Origin of the sequence: Bacillus manliponensis (assembly GCF_000712595.1) — a bacterium.
GTDB lineage: Bacteria > Bacillota > Bacilli > Bacillales > Bacillaceae_G > Bacillus_A > Bacillus_A manliponensis.
Genome location: NZ_JOTN01000010.1, coordinates 118,792 through 144,891 on the forward strand (window position 1 = coordinate 118,792; position 26,100 = coordinate 144,891).

Annotated in this window: 24 protein-coding genes and 1 other annotated feature; of the genes, 18 read left to right on the forward strand and 6 right to left on the reverse strand. The window is 35.6% G+C overall.

The genetic code is table 11. The annotated features are described in order from the left end of the window. The first annotated feature begins 39 nt into the window (after positions 1–39). Together BAMA_RS13320 and BAMA_RS13325 are read left to right on the forward strand one after the other, a co-directional pair. Positions 40–2,400 (forward strand): endonuclease MutS2, encoded by a 2,361-nt coding sequence (locus BAMA_RS13320; protein WP_034639822.1) that lies wholly within the window; start codon positions 40–42, stop codon positions 2,398–2,400. Positions 2,401–2,660: 260 nt separating this feature from the next. Further along, the gene (locus tag BAMA_RS13325) at positions 2,661–3,356 is read left to right on the forward strand and encodes a 23S rRNA pseudouridine(2604) synthase RluF (RefSeq protein WP_034639824.1); all 696 of its coding nucleotides are present in this window, start codon (positions 2,661–2,663) and stop codon (positions 3,354–3,356) included. Between the two features lie 15 nt (positions 3,357–3,371). Here the strand turns inward: BAMA_RS13325 and BAMA_RS13330 are convergent, their stop codons facing one another. Further along, the gene (locus BAMA_RS13330; RefSeq protein WP_034639826.1) at positions 3,372–3,956 is read right to left on the reverse strand and encodes a histidine phosphatase family protein; all 585 of its coding nucleotides are present in this window, start codon (positions 3,954–3,956) and stop codon (positions 3,372–3,374) included. 166 nt (positions 3,957–4,122) lie between these two features. After that, positions 4,123–4,371 (forward strand) — a binding site (T-box leader). Between the two features lie 111 nt (positions 4,372–4,482). On the opposite strand from BAMA_RS13330, the gene brnQ6 reads away from it, so the two are divergent. The 8 genes from brnQ6 to srtB all read left to right on the forward strand — a co-directional run bounded on the left by brnQ6 (position 4,483) and on the right by srtB (position 15,425). Further along, complete coding sequence (brnQ6, locus tag BAMA_RS13335) at positions 4,483–5,808, forward strand: branched-chain amino acid transport system II carrier protein BrnQ6 (RefSeq protein WP_034639828.1); 1,326 nt, start codon at positions 4,483–4,485, stop codon at positions 5,806–5,808. 540 nt (positions 5,809–6,348) lie between these two features. Then, positions 6,349–7,023, forward strand: coding sequence for a heme uptake protein IsdC (gene isdC / locus BAMA_RS13340; RefSeq protein ID WP_034639829.1), 675 nt, complete (start codon positions 6,349–6,351; stop codon positions 7,021–7,023). Between the two features lie 27 nt (positions 7,024–7,050). After that, a complete protein-coding gene (locus BAMA_RS13345; protein ID WP_034639832.1) occupies positions 7,051–7,518 on the forward strand; it encodes an NEAT domain-containing protein in 468 nt (155 codons plus the stop codon). 56 nt (positions 7,519–7,574) lie between these two features. Beyond that, the gene (locus BAMA_RS25170) at positions 7,575–11,879 is read left to right on the forward strand and encodes an NEAT domain-containing protein (protein ID WP_476727061.1); all 4,305 of its coding nucleotides are present in this window, start codon (positions 7,575–7,577) and stop codon (positions 11,877–11,879) included. A gap of 76 nt (positions 11,880–11,955) precedes the next feature. Further along, complete coding sequence (gene isdE, locus BAMA_RS13355) at positions 11,956–12,837, forward strand: heme ABC transporter substrate-binding protein IsdE (protein WP_084157996.1); 882 nt, start codon at positions 11,956–11,958, stop codon at positions 12,835–12,837. Positions 12,838–12,888: 51 nt separating this feature from the next. Further along, the gene (locus BAMA_RS13360; protein ID WP_034639834.1) at positions 12,889–13,872 is read left to right on the forward strand and encodes a FecCD family ABC transporter permease; all 984 of its coding nucleotides are present in this window, start codon (positions 12,889–12,891) and stop codon (positions 13,870–13,872) included. Continuing rightward, positions 13,862–14,632 carry an ABC transporter ATP-binding protein gene (locus tag BAMA_RS13365; RefSeq protein ID WP_034639836.1) on the forward strand — a complete coding sequence of 257 codons (771 nt, stop codon included), beginning with the start codon at positions 13,862–13,864 and terminating at the stop codon, positions 14,630–14,632. Before BAMA_RS13360 ends, BAMA_RS13365 begins: the two co-directional genes overlap by 11 nt. A 31-nt stretch (positions 14,633–14,663) precedes the next feature. Next, positions 14,664–15,425, forward strand: coding sequence for a class B sortase (srtB, locus tag BAMA_RS13370; protein WP_051758949.1), 762 nt, complete (start codon positions 14,664–14,666; stop codon positions 15,423–15,425). A gap of 77 nt (positions 15,426–15,502) precedes the next feature. On the opposite strand, the gene isdG is transcribed toward srtB, so the two are convergent. Beyond that, positions 15,503–15,826: a heme oxygenase gene (gene isdG, locus BAMA_RS13375; protein ID WP_034639840.1), complete on the reverse strand. Its 324-nt coding sequence runs from the start codon at positions 15,824–15,826 to the stop codon at positions 15,503–15,505. A 713-nt stretch (positions 15,827–16,539) separates the two neighbouring features. Between isdG and BAMA_RS13380 the strand changes: the two genes are divergently transcribed. After that, positions 16,540–17,121, forward strand: coding sequence for an SMI1/KNR4 family protein (locus tag BAMA_RS13380; protein ID WP_034639842.1), 582 nt, complete (start codon positions 16,540–16,542; stop codon positions 17,119–17,121). Positions 17,122–17,393: 272 nt separating this feature from the next. On the opposite strand, the gene BAMA_RS13385 is transcribed toward BAMA_RS13380, so the two are convergent. Both BAMA_RS13385 and BAMA_RS24950 read right to left on the reverse strand, forming a co-directional pair. Continuing rightward, complete coding sequence (locus BAMA_RS13385; protein ID WP_034639844.1) at positions 17,394–17,606, reverse strand: YwbE family protein; 213 nt, start codon at positions 17,604–17,606, stop codon at positions 17,394–17,396. Beyond that, entirely contained in the window at positions 17,607–17,780 is a 174-nt protein-coding gene (locus BAMA_RS24950; protein WP_200874687.1) for a hypothetical protein, read from the reverse strand. Between the two features lie 166 nt (positions 17,781–17,946). On the opposite strand from BAMA_RS24950, the gene BAMA_RS13390 reads away from it, so the two are divergent. From BAMA_RS13390 to BAMA_RS13415, 6 genes are all read left to right on the forward strand, one after another. After that, positions 17,947–18,639 (forward strand): response regulator transcription factor, encoded by a 693-nt coding sequence (locus tag BAMA_RS13390; RefSeq protein ID WP_034639846.1) that lies wholly within the window; start codon positions 17,947–17,949, stop codon positions 18,637–18,639. 1 nt (position 18,640) lies between these two features. After that, positions 18,641–19,576: a sensor histidine kinase gene (locus BAMA_RS13395; RefSeq protein WP_034639848.1), complete on the forward strand. Its 936-nt coding sequence runs from the start codon at positions 18,641–18,643 to the stop codon at positions 19,574–19,576. 125 nt (positions 19,577–19,701) lie between these two features. After that, on the forward strand, positions 19,702–20,625 hold the full coding sequence (locus BAMA_RS13400) for an ABC transporter ATP-binding protein (protein WP_034639850.1): 924 nt from the start codon (positions 19,702–19,704) through the stop codon (positions 20,623–20,625). Continuing rightward, entirely contained in the window at positions 20,618–21,322 is a 705-nt protein-coding gene (locus BAMA_RS13405) for an ABC transporter permease (RefSeq protein ID WP_034639851.1), read from the forward strand. The genes BAMA_RS13400 and BAMA_RS13405 overlap by 8 nt, the downstream gene beginning before the upstream one ends. Positions 21,323–21,348: 26 nt before the next feature. Continuing rightward, positions 21,349–22,218 carry a DUF4097 family beta strand repeat-containing protein gene (locus BAMA_RS13410; RefSeq protein ID WP_034639853.1) on the forward strand — a complete coding sequence of 290 codons (870 nt, stop codon included), beginning with the start codon at positions 21,349–21,351 and terminating at the stop codon, positions 22,216–22,218. 110 nt (positions 22,219–22,328) lie between these two features. Beyond that, entirely contained in the window at positions 22,329–23,021 is a 693-nt protein-coding gene (locus BAMA_RS13415; protein WP_034639855.1) for an ABC transporter permease, read from the forward strand. 124 nt (positions 23,022–23,145) lie between these two features. Here BAMA_RS13415 and BAMA_RS13420 read toward each other — a convergent pair whose 3' ends face one another. Continuing rightward, positions 23,146–23,640 (reverse strand): DinB family protein, encoded by a 495-nt coding sequence (locus BAMA_RS13420; RefSeq protein WP_034639857.1) that lies wholly within the window; start codon positions 23,638–23,640, stop codon positions 23,146–23,148. Between the two features lie 188 nt (positions 23,641–23,828). Between BAMA_RS13420 and BAMA_RS13425 the strand changes: the two genes are divergently transcribed. Next, on the forward strand, positions 23,829–24,014 hold the full coding sequence (locus BAMA_RS13425; RefSeq protein ID WP_034639859.1) for a hypothetical protein: 186 nt from the start codon (positions 23,829–23,831) through the stop codon (positions 24,012–24,014). A 55-nt stretch (positions 24,015–24,069) separates the two neighbouring features. Here BAMA_RS13425 and BAMA_RS13430 read toward each other — a convergent pair whose 3' ends face one another. Beyond that, positions 24,070–26,100: an iron ABC transporter permease gene (locus BAMA_RS13430; RefSeq protein ID WP_034639861.1), complete on the reverse strand. Its 2,031-nt coding sequence runs from the start codon at positions 26,098–26,100 to the stop codon at positions 24,070–24,072.

Sequence of the window (26,100 nt, forward strand, 5' to 3'; positions counted from 1 at the left end):
AGATTTTATGAAATAAGTAATAAGGGGGAACTGCAACTTATGTTAGAACGAACGTTGCGAGTATTAGAATACAATAAAGTAAAAGAACAGTTATTAGAACACGTTGCCTCTTCGCTTGGACGCGATAAAGTAAAAGGGCTTATGCCAAGCACAAATTATGAAGAGATTGTAACGATGCAAGACACGACGGATGAAGGAGCGAAAGTAATCCGTTTAAAAGGACATGCGCCACTTGGTGGGATTACCGATATTCGTCCGAATGTAAAGCGTGCGAAAATTGGAAGTATGTTAAGCCCGAATGAATTGCTTGATGTAGCGAATACGATGTATGGAAGCCGCCAAATGAAACGATTTATTGAAGATATGGTTGATAATGGCGTGGAGCTTCCAATTCTTGAATCGTATGTAGCTCGTATTGTATCTTTATATGATTTAGAAAAGAAGATTACGAATGCAATTAGTGATGGCGGTGAAGTTGTCGATAGCGCGAGTGAAAAGCTACGTGGTATTCGCCAGCAAATTCGCGGTGCAGAAGGGCGTATTCGTGAGAAACTTGAACATATGACGCGCTCTTCTAACGCGCAAAAAATGTTGTCAGATGCGATTGTAACAATTCGTAACGACCGTTATGTAATTCCGGTGAAACAAGAGTACCGAGGTGTATATGGTGGTATCGTTCATGACCAATCAGCATCTGGACAAACGTTATTTATTGAACCACAAGTTATTGTTGAACTAAATAATACATTGCAAGAAGCACGTGTGAAAGAGAAACAAGAAATTGAACGCATTTTATTTATGTTAACAGAAGAAGTTGCGTTAGAAGCAGACATCGTGTTAGAAAACGTTGAAGTTGTTGCTGAGCTTGATTTCATCTTTGCTAAAGCATTATATGCGAAACGATTAAAAGCCACAAAGCCGCTTATGAACAATGAGCGCTATATGAATTTAAAGAAAGCGCGCCATCCGTTAATTGATCCAAAAGTTGTTGTTCCAAATGATATTATACTTGGGAAAGAGTTTACGACAATCGTTATTACAGGACCGAATACAGGTGGTAAAACCGTAACGTTAAAAACAGTAGGTCTTTGTGTATTAATGGCGCAGTCTGGGTTACACATTCCAGTAATGGATGAATCAGAAATGTGCGTGTTTAAAAATATTTTTGCTGATATTGGTGACGAGCAATCAATTGAACAAAGTTTAAGTACGTTCTCATCTCATATGGTTAATATCGTTGAGATTTTAGAGAAAGCAGACTTTGAAAGTTTAGTACTATTTGATGAATTAGGTGCAGGAACAGATCCGCAAGAAGGGGCTGCGTTAGCGATCTCTATCTTAGATGAAGTGTATAATCGCGGTGCACGAGTTGTAGCGACGACGCACTACCCGGAATTAAAAGCATATGGCTACAATCGTGAACAAGTTATTAATGCAAGCGTAGAATTTGATGTGAATACGTTAAGCCCAACTTATAAATTATTAATTGGTGTGCCAGGGCGAAGTAACGCCTTTGAAATCTCAAGACGACTTGGTCTATCAGAGCGTGTAATTGACCGTGCTCGTAATCATATTAGTACAGATACAAATAAAATTGAAAACATGATTGCAAAGCTAGAAGAAAGTCAAAAGAATGCAGAGCGTGATTGGAAAGAGGCTGAAGAACTTCGTAAGCAATCAGAGAAGCTTCATCGTGAATTACAAAAGCAAATCGTTGAGTTTAATGAAGATCGTGATGAGCGTCTACTACAAGCGCAAAAAGAGGGCGAAGAAAAAGTAGAAGCTGCGAAAAAAGAAGCAGAAGAAATCATTCGTGACCTTCGTCAACTACGTAAAGCTCAGCTTGCAAATGTTAAAGATCACGAGCTAATTGAAGCGAAGAGCCGTTTAGAAGGTGCAGCGCCAGAGCTTGTGAAAAAACAGAAAGTAAAAGTGAAGAATACTGCGCCAAAACAAACGCTTAAACCAGGTGATGAAGTCAAAGTATTAACATTTGGTCAAAAAGGTCAATTGCTGAAAAAAGTAAGTGATACAGAGTGGAATGTTCAAATTGGAATTTTAAAAATGAAAGTAAAAGAATCCGATATGGAATATATTAATAGCCCAGCTCCGGTTGAAAAGAAAGCAGTTGCGGCTGTAAAAGGAAGAGACTATCACGTTTCATTAGAGCTTGACTTGCGCGGCGAACGTTATGAAGATGCGATGATGCGCGTTGAGAAATATTTAGATGATGCCCAGCTTGCAAGCTATCCACGCGTCTCGATTATTCATGGAAAAGGAACAGGTGCACTTCGCCAAGGTGTACAAGATTATTTGAAAAAGCATCGCGGTGTGAAGAACTTCCGTTATGGTGATATGGGAGAAGGCGGATTAGGCGTAACCGTTGTTGAACTGAAGTAAGAGAATAAAGTGAAACTTCAATCAGTGGGGGGCTTCATCCCCCACTGAATGTTAGTTGAACGAATCGGGCTTTTACGGGCTGAACAAAGGGGTAAAAACATATGTTTATGGACAAACTTGCAAAAGTATTGTTAGCTTGCTGCGGCGCATTTTTCGTTATTGGGGTTATTTATTTAATTGTGAAGTAAAGGGAGACGTCAATTCTCGGTATTGTCATTATACTTGGGAATTGGCGCTTTTTATATGAAAGGAAATATAAAATGAGAATCAATCAATTTATAAGCGAAGCACTTTCTTGTTCAAGACGGCAAACAGATCGGCTGATCAAAGCGGGAAGTGTGACGTTAAATGGACAAGTCTGTAATCATGGCGATGAAGTTCGTGATCATGACATTGTCTGTGTTGACGGAAAGATTATGGAGAAAAGCAAAGAAGAGAAGGTGTACATTGCGTTTCATAAACCAGTTGGGATTACGTGTACAGCTGCAGAGCATATTGAAGATAATATTATCGACTATATTAACTATCCAAAGCGTATTTTTCCAGTTGGTCGTTTAGATAAAGCGTCAGAAGGACTTATTTTACTTACGAATGACGGAAATATTGCGAATCAAATCTTGCACGGTGATCATGAACATGAAAAGGAATATGTTGTAACAGTTGATAAGCCTTTTACGAATTGGTTTATTGAAAGTATGGCAAACGTTGTGAAAATTCGTGATGGTATGACGAAGCCTTGTAAAGTGACGAAAATTGATGATTGCTCATTTCGTATTATATTAACACAAGGAATGAATAGACAAATTCGCCGCATGAGTCGTGCATTTGGTTATACGGTAACAAAATTAAAACGTGTCCGTATTATGAATATCGAATTAGCTGACTTAGAGGTTGGTGCGTGGCGGTATGTAACAAAGGACGAATTAAAGATGCTACAAAACCTTCTTCATGAGTAGAAGAAGGTTTTGTTGTTAGCGTAAATGATCGGCGTTATTAATGAAATGTACAACGCGCCCGTTTTCGTTTATTTCCAGTAGGTTGATTGCTGTATCCTCCATTTTGAAATAAGGATCCATTGTTATTGGCATTTGAAAAAAGGCACGAAGAAGACAGTTAATAACACCTCCGTGTGCAACAATAGCGATACGATCATGCGGACAAGAGGAAACCATTTTTGAAAACATTGTTTCAATTCGCATGCGAAATTCGATATAAGATTCCCCTTCTTCAAAACAATCATGTAAATAGGTAGGCTGCGGTAATGTTTCTGCTTCTTCAAACGATAGACCTGCTTGCACACCGTTATTATGTTCCATTAAATCCTCTTCAAATTGCAGAGGGCAACCAATTTTATTTGCAAGTGTCTCTGCTGTTTCACGCGCTCGTTTTAGTGGACTTGCAAAAATAAAATCTGGTGGAAATTCATCAGTGACTCGCTCTACCATTTGTGCTACTTGTTTTCTGCCAAAATCTGTTAGAGGGAAGTCTGCTCTTCCTTCGTGAACATGTAATATATCTGCTTCAGATTGACCGTGACGAATTAGTAAAATTTGCATAGCACACTCTCCCGTTGTAGTAGTTTTATATCCAGAAGAAAATTTTACCATATATGAGAGGGAGTGTCCTTTTAAAAAAATATTTTTTCAGAAAAAATAAAACTATTGATTTTTTAAAAAGTAGCCCATATAATATAATTCAAGACAAGATTCGACAGAATATTTTATAAAAGTAATGATGAGGACATGAGTTATTTTTTACGATTCCCAGAGAGGGAGGCCTTGGCTGTGAGCTTCCTAATACGAGAAAGTATACTTACCACCTCTGAACTTCAAGAGTGAACAGCATGATGCACAGTAATTCTTGGCGGATAAAACCGTTATCAATTTACACGAGCTATAAAATGGGTGTATTTGTTATGCTTCATTTTATTAGAATAAGGGTGGAACCACGATTTCAACACTCGTCCCTTTGTTAGGGACGGGTGTTTTTTATTTTTTACTGGAAAAAATTAACGAAAAGAAGCCTTGTAACGGGTTTTATTTCTGAATATTTTGTCTTTTTACAATTAGGAGGGATAGCAAAATGAAATCATCTTTAAAACTATCTGAGATGTTGGCCATTAGTTTAATGTTATTTGCACTATTCTTTGGCGCAGGAAATATGATTTTTCCACCAGCTTTAGGACAAGGTGCAGGAACGGATGTATGGATTGCACTAACTGGTTTTGTCCTGACAGGAGTAGGTCTTCCGCTTCTTGGTGTAGTGGTTATCGCATTAAAAGGAGATATAAATGAATTAGCAGGACGTGTTCACCCAGTATTTTCAATTGTATTTACATCATTAATTTATTTATCGCTAGGTGTATTTGTAAGTGTTCCACGTACAGGAACTGTTGCTTATGAGATGGGAATTGCGCCATTCTTACCAAGTGCCGTAGCATCTTCGCAATACCCGCTTGTATTATTTACAGTTGTATTCTTTGCAATTACATTCTATTTAGCACTAAACCCATCAAAGTTAGTTGGCCGTATTGGAAAAGTATTAACTCCAATTTTACTAATCTTACTTGCTATCATTGTTGCAAAAGCGCTTATGACACCAATTGGTGAATTTAGTGCCCCAACAGAAGCATATGCTGCTCCATTATTTAAAGGATTTATTGATGGTTATTTAACACTGGATGGACTTGCAGCGCTTGTGTTTGGTAATGTTGTAATTCATACGTTACGAGCAAAAGGAATTACAAACAAAAATAGCATTGCAAAAGTAACGATCTTTGCTGGCTTTATCGCATCACTTGCACTACTTCTTATTTATGTAGCATTAGCATACCTTGGGGCTTCTAGTGTATCACTAGGTATGGCACCAAACGGCGGTGTAATTTTAACAAATGTTGTAAAGCACTTATTTGGAAGTTACGGAATAGTATTACTTGGAGTTGCGATTGGAGCGGCATGTTTAACAACAGCAGTTGGTATTGTAGCAGCTTGCGGAGAGTATTTCTCAAAATTAATTCCAAAGCTTTCTTATGAAAAAGTTGTTCTGATCTTCTGTGTACTTGCATTTATGGTGGCAAACTTAGGATTAACACAATTAAATGCGTTAGCATTACCAATTTTAATTGCAATCTATCCAATTGGTATTGTACTAATGGTATTATCATTAATTGAAAATTACATTCGCCTTCCATTGGCAATGTACGTAGGTGGTATCGTAGGAGCATTCATCATTAGTTTCTTTGATGGACTAAACAATGCAAATATTCAGTTTACTGTACTAGAACCACTATTACACAGCATTCCATTATACACTGTTGGAATCGGTTGGCTTGTACCAAGTGTCATTGGGATTGTTCTTGGATATATCATTTCAGTGTTTCAAAAGAAAGAAGTTGTTGTAGGAGAGTAATAAAAAACGTAGAGGAAATTACCTTTTCTCTACGTTTTTTTATTTTTAGAGTGTTTAAGCTCATATAATGGAGTTTATCCCGCTATTTGCGGGCTGTAAGACTCCCACCGCAAAACTTGAGAGAAAGCGAAGAAGTTTAGGTGAGAGATTAACAGTCCGTAAAAGCCCGATTGGTCGGGCTGACACTCAGTAGGGGATGAAGACCCCCCACTGAGTGAAGCTTCACTTTATTTGAAAATTATTCTCAATTGTATTGACAAATTTTTCATTGCTACGATAAGATTAGAGTGGTTGTACAAATGAGAAAGGAAGTGGTTGACAGGGAAGGTTTTGTACAATCAGTGTCAAGATAGAGGTATGAAGGGGGAATTAGAAGAGAGATTATTTTTTTTAGATTGAATTGAGAATGATAATCATTTATATTTTAGGGATCTTTTTTTAGCAATGGCTGGAAGAAAGGTTATTTTTTTATGTCTATATGATAATAATTATCATTTTCATAAAGAGGATTTACATAATTAAAAGGGGGATTTTATTTAAATGAAAAAATTAATTAATTTACCAGCTGTTATTATGGCATTTTTATGTCTTTTTGCTTTTCTTATTATGCCAACAGAGCAAGCATCAGCTACATTGGCTGACGGAACTTACAATATGAATTACGTTATTCAAAAGGCTGATAATGATTCTGTTTCAATGGCGAATGATTATTTTGAAAAGCCAGCGAAATTAATCGTTAAAAATGGAAAAATGAATGTGCAAGTACAAATGAATCATAGTGCATGGATTAAAGAGTTTAAAGCGCCAGTAAATGGGAACTATATTGATTCAAAAGTAGTAAGTGAAGATACAGCCGCAGATAAGAGAACAGTAGAATTTGCAGTAGATGATTTATCTAAACCATTCCCAGTGAAGATTCACGTTGTTGTACCAGATGTAGATTATGATCATCACTACACGATTCGTTTTGCGTTTGATGCAAATGTAACAGCGGTAGATGGAGGACAACCAGCAGCTGCAGCTACGAAAACAGATGATAAGAAAGTCCCAACTGCTAGTGCTAAAGAAGAGACGACAAAACAACCAAATACACAAAGTGGAGAAAAAACATCCAATCCACAAACAGGAGACGAAGCGAACATTGCTTTGTTCGGGGGGGTATTACTAGCTTCAACGTTGTTTCTTGTTCGTAAAGTGAAATTTAGTAGAAACTAATATATCGATATAAAGGATGATGAGTCTATGAAAAAACAATGGAAAGCGGTAATGGTTGTATTTACACTATTGTTTACTTTTTTTGTTACAACTGGAGTAAATAAGGCACATGCATCAACAAATTTAGCTGATGGAACGTACCAAATTTCTTATAAGGTTTGGAAAGGCGATAAGGATGAACCATCTAAAATGGGTGATTATTTTGAGAGCCCTGCCGCATTAACTGTGAAAAATGGCAAACAATATATTTCTTTTCAAGTGAAAAGTAGTTCACTAATTAAAGAGTTTCAGGTAGAGAAAGATGGACAGTTTGTTCATACAACAGTATTAAGTGAGGACAAACAAAAGAATACAAGACTTGTTCAATTTGAAGTACAGGATTTAGCAAAGCCACTAAATAGTAAAGTGAAAATTCAAATCCCAATTATTAATTACAATTCAACATATGATGTACGTATTTTATTTGATGAAAATAGTGTTGTTCCAAGTAATTAAGCAGAATGTGAAGGAGTGTTATGACATTGATAAGATACTTAAAAGTCATGATTGCAATGTTTTTAGCTGTCTTTACCTTCGTAACTTCGTTGCAACCACTTACAGTGCAAGCAGCTACACAATTAGCTGATGGTGAGTATGCAATTGATTTTCAGGTTTTAAAAGATAGCTCAGATGAAGTATCCAAGATGAATGAGTACACAGTCAGTCCTGGTATATTAAAAGTAAAAGATGGTAAACAAAGAGTTTCCTTTACTTTAAAAAATAGTTCGTGGATTACACAGTTTCAAACAGAGAAAGCTGGCAATTTTGCTGATGTAGATATCGTAAGCGAGGACACAGCAGCAGATACGAGAGTAGTAGAATTTGATGTTGAAGATGTAGCGGAAAAGTTAAATGCAAAAGTAAAAGTAGATATTCCATCTATGGGGTATCATCATCTTTACGACGTGCGTATTGCATTTGATACAAATAGTATTAAGCCAGTTGTAGCAGTAACAGCAGCTGATAAAGAAGAGACAGTAAAACAAGAAGTACAAGAAGAAGTAAAGCAAGAAACGAAACAAGAGGAAACAGCAGAAATAAAGCAAGAAGTAACTGAAAAAGAGAAGCAAGAAATAAAAACAGACCAAAACAAAAAAGAGGACCTAGCTACAAAGCCAGATCCAATTGAAAAAGAGAACCAAGGTCAAAAGCCCGACCAAAAGCAAGACCTTGGTCAACAATCTTATTCTACCACAATTCAAGATGGTGAATATACGTTAGACTATACAGTTTTAAAAGACAAAACAGACCAAGCATCAATGATGGATGGATATACAGAAGGCCCAGCAACGTTAAAAGTAAAAGATGGGCAGAAAAAAGTATCGATCACATTAAAAAACAGTTCATGGATGCCATGGTTTAAAACAGAAGTTAACGGAACGCTAACAGATGTAAAAGTAGTAAGTGAAGATACAGTAGCAGATAAGAGAGTAGTAGAGTTTGATGTAGAAGATTTAGAGAAAAAACTAAATGCACAAATTCGAGTGGATATTGATCATATCAATTATCACAATACGTATGCTGTGCAAATTAAATTTGATACAGCAACAATGAAAAAAGTTGATGTGCCAGTAACACCAGAGAAGCCAAGTGGTGAAGAGATTGCAGATGGTGAATATACATTAGACTATACGATTTTAAAAAATGGAACAGATACACCATCGATGATGGACACATACACAGAAGGTTTAGCGACATTAAAAGTAAAAGATGGTAAGAAAAAAGTATCGATTACATTAAAAAACAGTTCATGGATGCCATGGTTTAAAACAGAAGTTAATGGAACGCTAACAGATGTAGAAGTAGTAAGTGTAGATACGGTAGCTGATAAGAGAATAGTTGCATTTGACGTAGCGAATTTAGAGGAAAAGCTAAATGCACAAATTCGAGTAGATATTGATCATATCAATTATCACAATACGTATGCTGTACAAATTAAATTTGATAAATCAACAATGACGAAAGTAGAAACAGGTGGAGAGCCAGAACAACCAGAACAACCAAGCGTTGATCCAGTTGCAGATGGTGAGTATACGTTAGATTATACAATCTTAAAAAATGGAACAGATGAGCCATCAATGATGGATGGGTATACAGAAGGTCCAGCAACATTAAAAGTGAAAGATGGAAAGAAAAAGGTATCAATTACATTCACGAATAGTTCATGGATTACATGGTTTAAAACAGAGAAAAATAGCAGCTTTGTAGATGCTGTGGTAGTAAGTGAAGATGTAGCAGCAAACAAACGAGTAGTAGAGTTTGATGTAGATGACTTAACGAAAAAGTTAAATGCGAAAGTAAGAGTAGATATTGATATGATGAACTATCATAACGAATATGATGTCCAAATCGCATTTGATAAAACAACGATGAAACCAGTGGAACCAGGTGATGGAGATGGCGGAACAAAACCAGAAGAACCAGGTGGTGGAGATGGCGGAACAAAACCAGAAGAACCAGGTGGTGGAGATGGCGGAACGAATCCAGAAGAACCAAGTGGTGAAGTCATCGCAGATGGCGAATACACGCTAGATTATACGATTTTAAAAAATGGAACAGATACACCATCAATGATGGATGGATACACAGAAGGTCCGGCAACATTAAAAGTACAAAACGGTGAGAAAAAAGTATCGATTACACTTATAAATAGCTCTTGGATTACATGGTTTAAGACAGAGAGCGGAGGAAGTTTCATTGATACAACAACAGTGAGTACAGATACAGCAGCGGACAAGCGAGTAGTAGAGTTTGACGTAGAAGATTTAGAGAAGAAGTTAAATGCAAAAGTAAAAGTGGATATTCCATCTATGAACTACCACAATGAATATGATGTGCAAGTTCAGTTTGATAAGGGTACGATGACACCAGGTGGACAACCGGAGAAACCAGAAAAACCAGAGAAACCAAGTGGTGAAGTCATCGCAGATGGCGAATACACGCTAGATTATACGATTTTAAAAAATGGAACAGATACACCATCAATGATGGATGGATACACAGAAGGTCCGGCAACATTAAAAGTACAAAACGGTGAGAAAAAAGTATCGATTACACTTATAAATAGCTCTTGGATTACATGGTTTAAGACAGAGAGCGGAGGAAGTTTCATTGATACAACAACAGTGAGTACAGATACAGCAGCGGACAAGCGAGTAGTAGAGTTTGACGTAGAAGATTTAGAGAAGAAGTTAAATGCAAAAGTAAAAGTAGATATCCCATCTATGAACTACCACAATGAATATGATGTGCAAGTTCAGTTTGATAAGGGTACGATGACACCAGGTGGGCAACCAGAGAAACCAGAGAAACCAAATGATAAAGAATTTGAAGATGGAAAATATAATATAGAATTCAAAGTTTCTGGTGACGGTGCTGAATCTATAAAGGGTTATACAGAAAGTAAGGCAGAAATGGAAGTAAAAGATGGCAAGAAAAAAATGTCCATCACTTTAAAAAATAGCTCACATATTACGTGGTTTAAAGTTGAAAAAAACGGTAGTTTTGTAGATGCAACGGTAGTGAGCGAAGATAAGGTAGCAGATAAGCGTATAGTTGAATTTGAGGTAGATGATGTAACAAAGGCCTTAAATGCAAAAATAAGAGTAGACATTCCTATAATGAACGCTTATAAGGTGTACTCTCTTAGTGAATATATTTCTAGTGTAAATACTTACAAAGAGTATGATGTGAAATTTACCTTTGACAAAGATACAGTCAAACCTGTTGAAAAACCAGAGAAACCAAATAATGGAGAAATCGCAGATGGTGAATATGCGTTAGATTATACGATTTTAAAAAATGGAACGGACACACCATCAATGATGGACACATACACAGAAGGTCCAGCAACATTAAAGGTGAAAAATGGTGAGAAAAAAGTAGCAATCACGCTTACAAATAGCTCGTGGATCACTTGGTTTAAAACAGATAATGGCAGCAACTTTGTTGATGCAGTAGTAGTAAGTGAAGACAAAGCGGCAAATAAGCGAGTAGTAGAATTTGATGTAAAAGATTTAGAGAAGAAGTTAAATGCGAAAGTAAAGGTCGATATTCCGGATATTAATTATCATAACGAATATGATGTCCAAGTTGCGTTTGATAAAAATAGTATGAAGCCAATTGAAGATGGAAGCAACAACGGCGGAAACAACAACGGCGGAAGCAACAACGGCGGAAACAACAATGGTCAGCCAAATGAGCCAATTGATCCGAAGAATTTAAAAGATGGCGAATATGATATTGCATTTAGAGTGTTAAAAGATCAAACAGATTCTACTTCTATGATGAACCAGTATGTTGTAAGCCCAGCGAGATTAACTGTAAAAGATGGTAAAAAATCAATTGCGATGAAGCTGAAAAATAGTTCATGGATTACAAAGTTCCAAACTGAGCAAAACGGGACATTCCCTGATGCGCAAGTAGTGAGCGAAGATAAGGCAAAAGATACACGTGTTGTTTCATTTGACGTAGAAGATTTAGAGAAGAAGTTAAATGCAAAAGTAAAAGTCGATATTCCGCATATGAATTATCACAATTTCTATGATGTGCAAATTCAATTTGATCCAAAAAGTATCGGTGCGGTAGGTACAGTAAAACCAAATGAAACACCAAAAGGTAATGGTAATAACAAAACAGAAAACCCAAACTTTGATCGAAATGCAGACGGTAATAAAGAAACACCAAAAGGAAGTAACGATACAAAGAAAGAACCAAACGTAAAAACAGCTGATATGTCTCAGCTTAGTCTATATGTAATGTTACTACTTGGTTCACTTGTGATTTTAGTACGTAAGTATAGAACTGGTAGATTGTAAGTTTTGTAAGTCTTGATACATATGCTTGTATCAAGACTTACTTTCATATGCTGGTTAGAAAGGGGAAAGGGAAATAGTGAAAAAGATTGTAAGTACGCTTATGGCTGGTTTGCTTTTATTAACTGCAGGAGGTTGTTCATCAAATGAGAAAACGAATGCTTCTGTAAAAACTGAAAAGAAAGAGGAGCAGCGTATTATTTCAACAACAGTTGCAGTTACAGAAATTATGGATGCGCTTGAAGTAGATTTAATTGGTGTTCCAACTAGTTATAAGAAGTTACCGGAGCGCTATAAAGGACTTCCGGATTTAGGAAACCCAATGAGTCCTGATATGGAAAAAATAAAATCATTAAAGCCAACAGAAGTGTTATCTGTTACGACGCTTGAATATGATTTGAAGCCTGTGTTTGAAAAATCTGGTGTGAACACAACGTATTTAGACTTAACAAGTCTTGAAAAGATGCAAAATGCAATTACCGATCTAGGTGAGAAATATGATCGTGAGAAGCAAGCTGAAAAATTAGTAACAGAGTTTGATAAAAAGATAGCAAGTATTCAAAAAGAAGTAGAGGGAAAAGAACAACCGACTGTGCTTATTTTACTAGGTGTACCAGGAAGCTACTTAGTAGCAACAGAGCATTCATACATAGGTGATCTTGTAAAACAACTTGGTGGTAAAAATATTGTACAAGGTGAAAGTGTCGAATATTTAGCTTCTAATACGGAGTACTTAAAGAAGGCAGATCCAGACATTATTTTACGTGCCGCACACGGCATGCCTGAAGAAGTTGTTGAGATGTTTAATGAAGAGTTTCAAACGAACGATATTTGGAAACATTTTAAAGCAGTAAAAAATGATCGCGTATATGATTTAGAGGAGCGACTTTTCCCGACAACTGCAAACTTAGCAGCAATGGAAGCGTTAGATGAATTAAAGAAAATGATGTATCCAGAATAAAGAACAAAGTTAAGATAGGTGAACAAAGCTTATAAATAAAGGAAGAGTGGAATGAATAAAAAATTTTGGAGCTTTTTTATCGTTATATTTTTGCTTCTTTTTATGACTGTTTTTTCTGCAGTGAAAGGAAGCTTAGAAATAGGGGTAGTAGAATTTGTGCGCGGTTTATTTACGGGAACGAATGAAGATGTAGAAGTGATCAAAGATTTACGATTACCACGTATTGTCATCGCAATTTTTACAGGGGCAGCACTTGCTGTTTCGGGTGTGTTATTTCAGGCAGTTATGAAAAATCCACTCGCAGATGCTGGGGTAATTGGTATATCAGCGGGGGCTAGTTTTATGACGCTTGTCATTATTACATTAGTACCTCAGCTCTTTTTTTGGACGCCGTTATTTGCCTTTTTAGGCGGAGCATTTGCTTGTTATCTCGTCTATTCCCTTTCTTGGAAATCAGGTCTGAGCCCACTTCGTATTATTTTAGTCGGGATTGCAATCAATGCGATGTTCACAGGCTTAAATGAATCATTTGTAACAATTTGTGGCTATTTTATTAAAAGTTTAAAACAAACAACAACATCAAATATTTCCATGAAAACATGGGGTGATGTGGATATCATCGTTACATATGGTTCAATTGGCCTTGTTTTAGCACTATTTTTAGGTTCATGGTGTAACCTTTTAGCCCTGCAAGATAAAACAGCAAAAAATTTAGGTTTGAATGTAACGAGAGTGCGCCTTATTATTTCCGCCATTGCTGTATTGTTAGCAGCAGTTTCAACTGCAATTGCTGGGGTCATTGCCTTTGTTGGGTTATTGGTTCCACATATTGCAAGGCAACTAGTTGGTTCGGATCATAAAATACTCATTCCGTTTTCAGCATTAGCCGGAGCGTTATTAATTTTAACCGCAGATACAATTGGGCGTTTACTTGTACCACCTAATGAAATTCCAGCATCAACAATTATGGCGATTATTGGTGGGCCATTCTTAATATTCTTGCTTAGAAAGAGTGATAGAGTTCATGGAAATTAATAATGTGACGTTTTCATATGACAGTATTACAAATCGTTTAAAGTCAGTTAGTAGTCATATTGAGTATGGGAAAATTACAACAATTATTGGGCCAAATGGTTGCGGGAAATCTACCCTTTTAGGGGTAATGTCCCGCAACTATATCCCTAAAAACGGAGAAGTTATATTAGATGGAAAAACAATTAGTCAGTATAAACCGAAAGAATTTGCACGAAAATTAGCGGTTGTTCATCAACAAAATGAAGCGCCTGCTGATATTACGGTTGAGAAATTAACAAGCTTTGGACGTATGCCACATAAAAGTTTTTTATCCTCACAAACTGAAGAGGATGCAGAAGCGATTGAGAAGGCATTACGATGTACAAATTTACATGAAAAAAGAAATGTACCTATTTCAGAGTTGTCTGGTGGTGAAAGACAAAGAGTTTGGATTGCGATGACATTAGCGCAAAGTACACCGATGCTCTTTTTAGATGAACCGACAACATATCTTGATATTTATTATCAGCTTGAAATACTTGAACTTATTAAAGAACTAAATGAAGTACATGGGCTAACCATTGTGATGGTCTTGCATGATATTAATCAAGCAATCCGTTATAGTGATCATATTATTGTTATGAAAGACGGGGAAATTACAATGAAAGGTAAGCCCAATGATATTGTAACTGAAGAAATGATTAAAGCTACTTATGGTGTAGATGTTGTTGTGAAGCACGATGAAGATACTGGTTTATACATGGTGCCAATGGGGATTTAACGGAAAAAAAGTGTAGTGTTGAGGTGATGATATGGACCGAGAAAAGAAGAAAAAAAGATCTATCTTTCAGAGGATACTCACCATTTCCTTTCTAGGAGTATTTTTTTATTCGGTTTATGAATTAAGTAGTATCTTTATGGATTACTATGAAAATCAGCAAGTAATGGCTGAAGTGCAAGAAATATATGAAAGTAGTGAAGTAGAAGAAGTAGCTTCTAATGGAGAAGTACGAACTCAGTTCCAATCGTTGCAAAAAATCAATCCAGAAATTGTTGGCTGGATTACGATGGATAATACGCAAATTCATTATCCAATTGTGCAAGCTGAGGATAATGACTACTATTTATATCGCAATTATAAAGGGGAAGATATGAGAGCAGGCAGTATTTTTATGGATTACCGAAATGATGTTGCGGCTAATAATAAAAATACGATATTGTACGGTCATCGAATGAAAGATGGATCAATGTTTGGAGAGTTGAAAAATATGCTAAATGAAGAGTTTTTCAACACGCATCGGACACTCTATTACGATACGCTATATGAAGGATATGATGTAGAAATTTTCTCCGTATATAAAACAACGACAGACTTTTATTATATTGAAACAGATTTTGCGAGCGATGAAGAATATGTACAATTTTTACAAACATTACAAGAGAAATCGCTGTATAAAACGGATGATTCCCTTTCCGAAACAGATCAAATTATCACGCTTTCGACATGTGATTATGCTATGAATCCAACAGAAGGACGATTGGTTGTACATGGAAAGTTAGTAAAGAGAAATTGAGAGAAATAAAGAAGGTATAGAGGTGAAAAAAGTAATCATACTTCTTTTACCTCTATACCTTCAATAAAAATGAAAAGTTATGAAATAGTAGGGATTGGTTCACGTACAATTTTTACGTCATAGAAGGAAATCTTGTTGTCGATGATGTACTCAGGTAATCCACCACGGTGTGAATGAGCATCTTTAAATGCATCGCTTTTTGTCCATCCTTGGAAGTCTTCTTTGGAATTCCAACGAGTGCTAATTGTTACTTCATCATGATCAACTGTGTTTTCCTTTAATAATACTTCTAAACCTAAGAAGCCAGGCATCTGTTCAACTTTTCCAACTTTATTGAAACGCTCAATTAATTTATGTGCATCTCCCTTTGTAATCTTAGATGTGTTTGTTACAATTATCATTTTTGTATTCCCCCAATTTATTATTTACATCCACCATTTAATGATAATGATTTTCATTATCATTGTCAATAGGGATAAGGGAAATATATGTAATTTCATTATTGAAAAATATGTAACTACAAATATAGAAAAGAAAGAGCTTTTCTTTTTGATTTGGTATTGCTAGCCCTAATATGAACATAGTATGTGGTGTTGTCATTTTATCCCGCATTAACAGCCCGTAAAAGCCCGATTGGTTCAACTAACACTCAGTGGGGCCCCACTGAGTGAAGTTTCACTTTATTCGAAAATTGTAAGAAATGTAAAGTGATAATAAAGTTATTTAATTCTGATTTAAAAATATAAGAGCCTCGCTACAAATCATATTGTAGTAAGGCTCTTTAAAGTTGTTTAATTTACAATAAAATCCTTTGAAAAATAATAAAGTTCTTTAATTCTTATTGAACTAACCGTGCAGGTTAGCTCTATAAAAAAATTTCAATTTATTACAAATAGTAGAGTGGAAATGTTCTGATTTTGATATTTACGGACATATTTCAAGAGGGGAAATATGCTAAAATTATCCTATCAATAATTACAATGGGATTATTTGCTTATATTTGCTTGAACAAAAAGATGAAATGAGGCTTTCGATAAAAGTGAATAATCTTATGTATGTTAGGTATATAGCCTAATAAATAAATTTTATACTTTATTATTGGGAGGACGAAATAATGGATTTGGTAAATAAATTTTTAAACGGCTTGAGAGCAGCATTATCAACAGATGAGCTCGAGGCACTAAATAAAGCGTACGGTGCTACAAAAGAGGATATTGATACATTAAGGTCAGAATATCCAAATTGTCCAGAATCACTAATCTCTTTACTTGAAAATATTGATGGTACATATTGGCGGAAATATGGAGAAAACAAAATTGCGGTATGTATTTTAGGATCAGATGTTGAAGAGTATCCATATTATTTGCTTTCTACACAGCAGATACTCGAAAGTTCAAAAGAAGAAGAAGACGTCTCCTATCTTTTAGAGTACCAAGATGACGAGGATGCTGTTGATTCTAAGATAAATCCAAAAGGACTTCTCCCTGGCACGTATATTCATTTTTCAGACTGTATGAACAATGGTGGAACATCAAGACTCTATATTGATTTTAACCCTTCTGATGAAGGTGTATGTGGGCAAATAATTCGCTTTTTGCACGACCCTGATCAATATGAAGTGATTGCAAACAGCTTTGATGAGTATTTACAGGATCTTCTTGATGGTGATTTTAATTTTCTAGACGAAGAAGAATAATCTCAATAATTTGTTTAAATCTTGTTCAACTAACGGGTGCTTTAGTTGAACAAGATTTAAACAACTTTATTATTGATTTTTGTCTACAAACACATTTAAAAGGTTAGAAATTAAACAACTTTATTATCTCTTACCAAGAAAGGGACAAATGAACCACATCCAATGTCGCTTCATGAAGGGAGTATGGTGCATGAGGGGGAAAAGTGGATTGCAACGTTATGGTTTCGAGAAAAAAGACAATATTAGGGGAATGTAATAAAAAACGAGGCTGATTATTTGCCTCGTTTTTCATTTTGTACAATATACTGCACACGGCCAACTTGTCCATCTTGCAAACGAACTTTAATCCCATGCGGGTGAGAGGGTGAATTCGTTAAAATGTCTTTTACAATGCCGCGTGTTAGTTTTCCAGTACGCTGATCTTTCTTTAAGACGATATCTACTTCAAGACCAGGTGAAATGTTAATGCGCTGTTGACCATTCATTTACACACCTGTACGACGGCGCTGATTATTTGCCTTTTTCGTTTGTTGGTTTTGTAACTTTTTTGTTGCTTGGCTTTGATTTTTTAAATTTTGATCGTCTGTGCCACCTTGTTTTTTCTTCGCAAGTTGTTCACGCATTAAATCCGCTAAGCTTACTTTTTTATTTTCTGACATTGTAAGTCTCCTTTATATCAATCAATGATAAATCATTATAGTGAATTCCATCATATCACTGTTGCTGGAAGAAATGAAGTTGGATTGAATTTTCATATAATTCTTTTCACTCTTGTACCGTTCAGTTACAATTGAATTGTTAATGTTTGTAAAAAGGGGTGGAAACGTGTCACATCAAATTTTACTAGTAGAAGACGATATTGCGATTCAAGAAATGGTTGAAAAGTATTTAGTGAAAGAAGGTTTCCATATCACAATCGCATCTGATGGAGAAGAAGGGGCTAGGGCGTTTTTTAAAGACTCATTTGATTTTGTTATTTTAGATATTATGATGCCTAAAATTGATGGACTAGAAGTTGTAAAAATCATTAGGGAGAAAAGCGCTGTTCCCATTTTAATGATGTCTGCTAAAGATACAGATGTCGATAAGGCGATTAGTTTAGGGCTTGGGGCAGATGATTACATATGTAAGCCGTTTTCTATGATTGAATTAGTGGCTCGGGTAAAAGCAGGTATTCGAAGGTCTACTCAATACTCGGAGTCTAAACAGAAAGAAGAAATACTAGGAATTGATGGTTTACAAATAGATGTTGTGAACTTTACTGTGCAAAAAAGAGGAACGCATATTAAACTTACTTCAAAAGAGTTTGAGATTTTAAAACTGTTTGTGAAAAATAAAAATCGTGTGTTTACGAAAGCACAAATTTATAACCTAATTTGGCATGAGGAATACTACGGTGATGATAATGTCATAAATGTTCATATGCGTAGGTTACGAGAGAAAATTGAAGATGATCCGTCTAATCCGAGATACATTAAAACATTATGGGGAATCGGCTATAAGATGGAAGTGATATAAAATGGTATGGGTATTAATAAGCATTATTTTTCTATTGTTTTTTATTATTTATGTACAATATCGAATACAGAAAGAAAAAGTCGGGAATGTACGTTATACATATGAAAAGTTGCAAGAAATTGTGGAGAAGCAAAGTGGTGAAAAGTTGTTAGTTATAACAGATGATAAGGAATTAAGACAATTACTTGTTACCATTAACCGTTTATTAGATGCAAAACAAAAAACAAATGCAAATCATGTAAAAGTTGAGATTTCTATGAGAAAGATGCTTTCTAACATATCACACGACTTAAAAACACCACTGACTGTCATTCTTGGATATACAGAAATGTTAAATGAAGATAAAACGATTGATGAAGAAGAGCGGAATCTATTGTTAGAAAAAGTACATGGGAAAACACTTGAAGTCATGGAGCTCATCCATAAATTTTTTGACTTAGCAAAATTGGAGTCTGGAGATAAAGAAATTGAGATGACAAAGGTGAATATGAATGAGGTGTGCCGAGAAAAGATTTTATCGTTTTATGATTTATTAACGACAAAAGGGTTTGAGGTTCATATTGATATATCAGAGAAAGATGTATATGCACTTGGAAATACAGAAGTCATCGGTCGCGTATTAAATAATTTAATATCAAATGCGATTACATACGGATATGAAGGTAAGGCGCTTGGTATTACAGTAAGAAGTGATGAAATATGTGTCTATGTCGATGTGTGGGATCGAGGAAAAGGAATTGATGAATCTCATATTGATAAAGTATTTGAGAGGATGTATACGCTAGAGGATTCAAGAAATCGTTCTTATCAAGGGAGTGGCCTTGGATTAACGATTACGAAAAGGCTTGTAGAAGCGTTAGGGGGAGAAATTCATCTTTCTAGTATACCCTATGAGAAAACATTGTTTACAATCAGTTTGAAGAGACTAAATTTTTAGCTTGTAGAAAAAGAAGTTCTACAAGCTTTTTTGAACTTAAGAATTTTGTAAGAAATGAGTAAGAAAAAAGAGAATTTTATTTTTTACAATACAAATATAGCAGAGTAATGAAAGGGGGAAATGTTATGACTTACATTATAAAAACAAATCGATTAACGAAAGTGTTACAAGGAAAAGAAGTTGTTTCAGGAGTCAATATGCATGTTAAAAAGGGAGAAATATATGGCTTTTTAGGGCCAAATGGTGCAGGTAAAACTACTATTATGAAGATGCTTACAACATTAATGAAGCCGACGAGTGGAGATATTGAGGTTTTTGGTGAGAAGCTAACAAATACATCTTATGAAGTGCTAAAGCGGATGGGGACAATTATTGAATATCCAGTTTTTTATGAGAAGTTAACAGCGGAAGAAAATCTATATTTACATTGTGAATACATGGGATATTACGATAAGAAGGCGATAGATCAGGCGTTAGATCTTGTGAATTTACAGCATATTAATGATAAAAAAGTAAAAGACTTTTCATTAGGGATGAAGCAGAGGCTTGGAATTGCAAGGGCGATTATAACAAAACCAGAATTGTTAATTTTAGATGAACCGATTAACGGATTAGATCCGATGGGAATTCGGGAGTTGCGTGAGTTATTTAAAATGCTTTGTAAGGAATACGGCATTACGTTACTCATTTCTAGTCACATTTTAGGTGAAATTGAACAAATGGCAGATACCATTGGCGTTATTCAAAATGGAAAGCTCATAAAAGAAGTGTCCATGAAGAGTATTAATGGAAAACAAACAGAGTACATTGAAATTTCTGTTCCAGATGTGAAGCGAACAGCTTATATGTTAGAAAATAAATTACATATAACAAACTACAAAATTATGAGTGAAAATATGATTCGTGTGTATGAAATGAGCGTGACGCAACAAGAAATATCGAAAACGTTAATTATGAATGATGTGGAGATTGAGAGTATTAATAAGAAGCATAGCTCATTAGAAGAGTATTTTGTAAATGTAATGAATGGAGAGGGAATTCATGCTTAAACTGATGAAACTAGAATGGAAAAAGCATCATTTATCTCGTTATTTGAAAGGAGTAGCAATTTGTATTATTTCAATTTTCACCGTTGTTGGTTTGATGGCATGGGGATCTCAAGGAGAAAGTGAGCGTATGTTTCCAGATTATGATGGGTTTATGTCATTAACAAATATTTTTATTCGAATTACATTTATTATTTTCTCAGCTGTCATGTTATCACGCTTAGTTATTGATGAATACAAAAGTAAAACGATGCAATTACTATTTTCGTATCCATTATCAAGGAAAACAGTCATGCAGGCGAAATTATCTATTGTTTTTGTATTCTGTTTTCTCAGTATAGTAATCGCTACTTTTATTATCGGTCTATTAACATTTTTCCTAAATCCAATGATAGGATTTTTTGAAGCACCAGTACGTATTCATGATGTAATTGCGACCATTCCATCTACATTTATAAATGCATTTATGATTGCTGGCATAAGTTTAATTCCTCTATATTTTGGGATGAGAAAAAAATCAACGCCTACAACAATTACTTCAGCTGTTTTAATAGGTGTTTTCATTAATGCAACTGTATCTGACGGAGGGAGTACTGCTAGTTTATATGAGTTCATTGGCGTACCAATTGCATTTTGCTTATTTGGTCTTACAATTGCCTACCTTTCGTATCATAAAATCGACAAAATTGACGTGGCTTAAACTTAAAATGAAAAGAGGAATAAAATTTGAAAAAAGTCGTATTCGCTTTGATTGGATTCATTGTAGTTGGAGGCCTAGCTTTTAGTCTCAATGAAGTAGGAGCAAAGAGTTTTGAAAAAGAAAATTCCTTTAAGGCAAGTAGTATTGAAGAATTAGAAATCCATAACGGATCTTGGGATATTGAGTTTAAAAATACTGAATCCAACAAAATAAAAATTGTAGTCGAGGGAAAACAAAAAAATAAGAAAAAAGATCCTGTGATAATTGAAAATGATGGGAAGAAAGTTGTAGTGAATCAGCAAGAAGAAGGTGGCAGCTTTATTGATAGGTTCACTTTTGGAAAGAAAGGTACTATTTATATTTCTATACCAAAGAGTGGAGTGGATACTATTACATTAAATAATAGTTCTGGAGATATGAAGATGGATGATATAACAACAGAAAATATTGTAATATCAAACAATTTTGGCGCTGGAAAAATTGAAGGACTGTCAGCAAATAAAGGTAAGTTTACATCAAAAGATGGGGAACTAAGTTTGAAAGATAGTTCGTTTAAGGAATTAATTGTAGCTTCCACTATAGGTGATAACTATATTACAAATGTATCTAGCCCTAAGATGAAAATTATTTCAACTGACGGTGAAGTAGTAATTAAGGATATAAGAGAGGAAAAATCATTATTTGTAGAAACAAAGTCAGGGGATATCGCTGTATCTTATAAAAAGATTCCCACTTCACTAGCATTTACAGCTAACAGTGGTTCATCTGATATAACAGTTGATTTAGACGGTTTAAAGAACAAAACAAATACTGAAAATTCGAAAGAAGGAAAGATTGGAAACGGATCAAATGAATTGAAGATCTTAAGTGAAAAAGGGACTATAAATATAAATTAATTGTTATAGAAATGAGCTTCAAACTCCTACTTTCTCCTACGTGAATGGACCATAAAATCAAGATTGTTAATGTGGGAGAAAGTAGATGAATTCGGAGAGGGGGAAATGTTATGCTGCAACTTATAAAGTTAGAAATGAAAAAATATAACTTTGGTTGGTATGTAAAAGGAGCAATTATTGCTAATATGTTAATGCCTGCTATGATATGTTTCATGTTCTATATAGCGCAAATCGAAGGAGACTTATTCGTTACAAGTTATGAGCAGGCTTTTGAGTTAATTAGTGCAATGGTAAGAATGGTATTTATTATTTTTGCCGCAGTATTACTTGCTAAACTTGTCATTGAAGAATATAAAAATCGAACAATCTTAATTTTATTCTCGTATCCAATTAGCCGAAAAAAAATCATTGCTAGTAAGTTACTCATCATAGGGTTACTAACATTTGTTACGATTTTATTATCGAATATTTTTGTAGCAGGAGCAGTCTTTATTATTAATCATCAATTTGAGATTATTTCTATTTCTGTAACGACAAGTGAGTTTATAAAAGAAGTGATAAAAATGATTCCCCTTGCAATTGCAGCTGCAGGAGCGAGCTTAATTCCCTTATATTTTGGAATGCGAAAATATTCCATACCAGCAACAATTATTTCATCTTTTCTTGTTGTAACAATTGCTTGTAGTAATAATCCGGAATTTTCAACATCTGCTTTCCTTCCACTTCAGTTAGGGCTTGCTGTTGTGGGTGTTATGATTGCATATTATGGGATTCGAAATGTTGAGAAAGATGATGTGGCATAGATAAAGAAGAGCTGATTTGTATCAGCTCTTTTTTAGCCCGCTATTTGCGGGCTGTAACACTCCCACCTCAAAACTTTTAGGTGGGAGATGAAGAATACCCCCACTGAGTGAAGTTTCACTTTATCTATGCATTCGTTTTAGCAGCTTCCCAATCTTCCTTTGTCGGCCCATAAATACTAGGAACCTTTAGTCCAGCTTGGCGCATAAGCACTGACATTTGTCCACGATGGTGATTTTGATGATTAGCAACTGTTGCTAAGAAAACAGCGTTTGGCATTGGATGACCAAAGAAGTCATTGATTGTTTTTAAATCTTCATCTCGCCACTGCGTTTTTACAGCTTTTATAAAGGAATCATTCATCTTTCTGTAGTTATCTGCAATAAATTGTGCAGATGTTGGAGTAGAATCTGCTTTTGGCTGTTCTTCGATTTGTAAACCTGTGTTTTTCATAATAAGTGGAATTGTTATAACGATATGCCACGCAATTTCGCCTAATGTCCAGTGATCTTCTGTCACAGCTTGTGATAACGAATCATCCGTTAGTGCATCTAATACCTTTTGCGTTGTGTCCCCTTCGTATTTCCATGATTTTAGAAAGCCCTCAATTGATTGATACATTGTATCCCTCCTAATCATTCACTCACGTTGTAATTCGTGGAAGAGTACATTTTTCCTGCAACTATCTTTTTAGATTCAAAAATTAATAAGAAAATCTAGAGTTGCTTTAGGGGACAAGCTGAGACAACTCTATTTGGACATGCATATCGTGTAGTGCAAGGCAAACAAATGAAAGGGAGCTGAAAGAAATGGGAAATAAGAAAAATTATAAGTACGATAAGAAAGAAAAACACGAAAAAGATTATGGGTGTAAAAAGGATAAGGAAAAATACTACGAATATGATTACAAAGAGTACTATGTGAAAAAATGTCATTGTCGTTGTAGCTATGAGCCGTATTATCCGAAGCATAAAAAAGGTTATAAGGATAAATAGGTGAAATGATTAATAAAAAACGAAGGCTTCAAATCTGAAGCCTTCGTTTTTTATGTTATACGTTCTTCTCACTTTTTCTCATTAACCATAGGAAATACGGAGCACCAAGTACAGCTACGACTAACCCAGAAGGGATTTCTTTCGGATATGTGATAGTACGTCCGATAAAGTCAGCGATGCAAAGTAAGGTTGCTCCAAAAAGAATGGAGCAGAAAAATAGCTTACGATGATTTGAACCGACAAATAGACGTGCTAAGTGTGGTGCGACAAGTCCTAAGAAGGCGATTGTACCAACAGCTGCAATATTTACCGCTGCAAGTAGCGTTGCCAAGATGATAAGAATAAGACGTATTTTATTAACGTGTTGTCCAAGCCCGGTTGCGAGTTCATCGCCAAGGACGAGAACATCAAGTTGTTTCATATAATAGAAGATAATTGGTATTAAAATGAGTGATGGGTATAGAATGATATTTTCTAAATGCCCCCATCCTTTTGCATATGTGCTTCCTGATAACCAAGTTAATGCAGCGGCAACATTTAAATTTGCTCTGACGATAAATACTTGAATAATGGCAGAACCAAGCGCTGAAACGCCAATACCAATCAAAATGAGTGCGGTTGGATTAAAGCTTGTTCTCCATGAGAAGAAGAGGACGATTCCAACTGCAACAAGTCCGCCAATAAATGCACCAAGTGGTAAGAAGAAGCTTGGCAATGCAGGGAATACGTACATAATCGTTAATGCTCCAACACCTGCTCCTGATGAAATACCGATAACGGCTGGATCTGCGAGCGGGTTCCGTAATACCCCTTGAAAGACGAGTCCACTTACAGCTAAGCAAGCTCCGGCAATCGCGGCAACAAGCATACGGGGCATACGTAAGTTCATCATCATATTTTTATCAAATTCTGTTAGCTGACCTGATAGTACGTTTTTGATACTGTAAATATAATCATTGCTACCAATAATAACGCCTAGTACAATTGTTAGCACGCACAGTAGCGAAGAAACAATAAGTACTTTTTTATAAGAGAAATAGCGAGAACGTACACCTGAATTTGTACTACCGTTATTCATATATTTCTTCGATTTCATCATGCGAAATACTAAATAAATTAGCCACGGTGAACCAATCATTGCGGTAACAGCTCCGACAGGCAGTTCAGCTCCGGTCGGATCAATGACTCTGCCGATAACATCTGCACCTAATAATAAAACTCCGCCCCATAAGAAAGAAGAAAGAAGGAGTGGGAAATGTTTATTATAGCCAATCATACGCATTAAATGCGGTGCGACTAGGCCAACGAAGCCAATTGGTCCAACAATTGTAACAGTAACAGCTGTTAAAAAAATCGCTGCAACAAAGGCGATGAAACGTGTTAATTCTAGCTTTTCACCAAGTCCAACAGCAACTTCATCTCCAAGGAGAAGCACGTTTAATTTTCTAGACATAAGTAGTAATACAACAAATGCAACAGCAACAAATGGAAGTGTAAATTGAACACCATCCCAGTTATTTTGAATAAGAGATCCAGCCCCCCATAAGAATAAACCTGCCGTTTCATTTTCATAAAAGAGTTGCATTGTTCCTGTAAAAGCCGATAACATTAGCGTCACAACCATACCAGCTAATGCCATACGAAGCGGCGTACTTTTTCGTCCACCTGCGATGTGATAGACGAATAAAGCAGTGATTAAGCCTCCAATGAATGTAAACAGTAGTGCGTGCTCTGTTAATCCTTTCGGTAAAAAAATTGCGGCGGCGACAAGAAAGAAGTAAGAACCAGAATGAATTCCCATCGTACTTGCTTCAGCAAGTGGGTTCTTCGTTAATGTTTGTAGAATAACACCAGATACAGCAAGTGCTCCTCCTGCCAAGATAGCCATTACTGCTCGTGGTAAACGAAGCATGACTAATGTTTGATGCTCTAGAGAGCTATCTGCATGAAAGAGAGCGTCAATTACTGTACTGTATGTAATGTTAGCTGGTCCTTGCCCAATATGTATAAAGAAAAGGAGCAACATCAAGGCTGCTCCTCCTCCAAATACAAACATTGCTCGAAGTGAATGTTGTATTTTATTCAT

Bases quoted from the DNA above. Each gene is read 5' to 3' on its own strand.
- BAMA_RS13320 (WP_034639822.1), top strand. From the start codon at position 40: ATGTTAGAACGAACGTTGCGAGTATTAGAATACAATAAAGTAAAAGAA.
- BAMA_RS13325 (WP_034639824.1), top strand. From the start codon at position 2,661: ATGAGAATCAATCAATTTATAAGCGAAGCACTTTCTTGTTCAAGACGG.
- BAMA_RS13330 (WP_034639826.1), bottom strand. From the start codon at position 3,956: ATGCAAATTTTACTAATTCGTCACGGTCAATCTGAAGCAGATATATTA.
- brnQ6 (WP_034639828.1), top strand. From the start codon at position 4,483: ATGAAATCATCTTTAAAACTATCTGAGATGTTGGCCATTAGTTTAATG.
- isdC (WP_034639829.1), top strand. From the start codon at position 6,349: ATGAAAAAATTAATTAATTTACCAGCTGTTATTATGGCATTTTTATGT.
- BAMA_RS13345 (WP_034639832.1), top strand. From the start codon at position 7,051: ATGAAAAAACAATGGAAAGCGGTAATGGTTGTATTTACACTATTGTTT.
- BAMA_RS25170 (WP_476727061.1), top strand. From the start codon at position 7,575: ATGTTTTTAGCTGTCTTTACCTTCGTAACTTCGTTGCAACCACTTACA.
- BAMA_RS13360 (WP_034639834.1), top strand. From the start codon at position 12,889: ATGAATAAAAAATTTTGGAGCTTTTTTATCGTTATATTTTTGCTTCTT.
- BAMA_RS13365 (WP_034639836.1), top strand. From the start codon at position 13,862: ATGGAAATTAATAATGTGACGTTTTCATATGACAGTATTACAAATCGT.
- srtB (WP_051758949.1), top strand. From the start codon at position 14,664: ATGGACCGAGAAAAGAAGAAAAAAAGATCTATCTTTCAGAGGATACTC.
- isdG (WP_034639840.1), bottom strand. From the start codon at position 15,826: ATGATAATTGTAACAAACACATCTAAGATTACAAAGGGAGATGCACAT.
- BAMA_RS13380 (WP_034639842.1), top strand. From the start codon at position 16,540: ATGGATTTGGTAAATAAATTTTTAAACGGCTTGAGAGCAGCATTATCA.
- BAMA_RS13385 (WP_034639844.1), bottom strand. From the start codon at position 17,606: ATGAATGGTCAACAGCGCATTAACATTTCACCTGGTCTTGAAGTAGAT.
- BAMA_RS24950 (WP_200874687.1), bottom strand. From the start codon at position 17,780: ATGTCAGAAAATAAAAAAGTAAGCTTAGCGGATTTAATGCGTGAACAA.
- BAMA_RS13395 (WP_034639848.1), top strand. From the start codon at position 18,641: ATGGTATGGGTATTAATAAGCATTATTTTTCTATTGTTTTTTATTATT.
- BAMA_RS13400 (WP_034639850.1), top strand. From the start codon at position 19,702: ATGACTTACATTATAAAAACAAATCGATTAACGAAAGTGTTACAAGGA.
- BAMA_RS13405 (WP_034639851.1), top strand. From the start codon at position 20,618: ATGCTTAAACTGATGAAACTAGAATGGAAAAAGCATCATTTATCTCGT.
- BAMA_RS13415 (WP_034639855.1), top strand. From the start codon at position 22,329: ATGCTGCAACTTATAAAGTTAGAAATGAAAAAATATAACTTTGGTTGG.
- BAMA_RS13420 (WP_034639857.1), bottom strand. From the start codon at position 23,640: ATGTATCAATCAATTGAGGGCTTTCTAAAATCATGGAAATACGAAGGG.
- BAMA_RS13425 (WP_034639859.1), top strand. From the start codon at position 23,829: ATGGGAAATAAGAAAAATTATAAGTACGATAAGAAAGAAAAACACGAA.
- BAMA_RS13430 (WP_034639861.1), bottom strand. From the start codon at position 26,100: ATGAATAAAATACAACATTCACTTCGAGCAATGTTTGTATTTGGAGGA.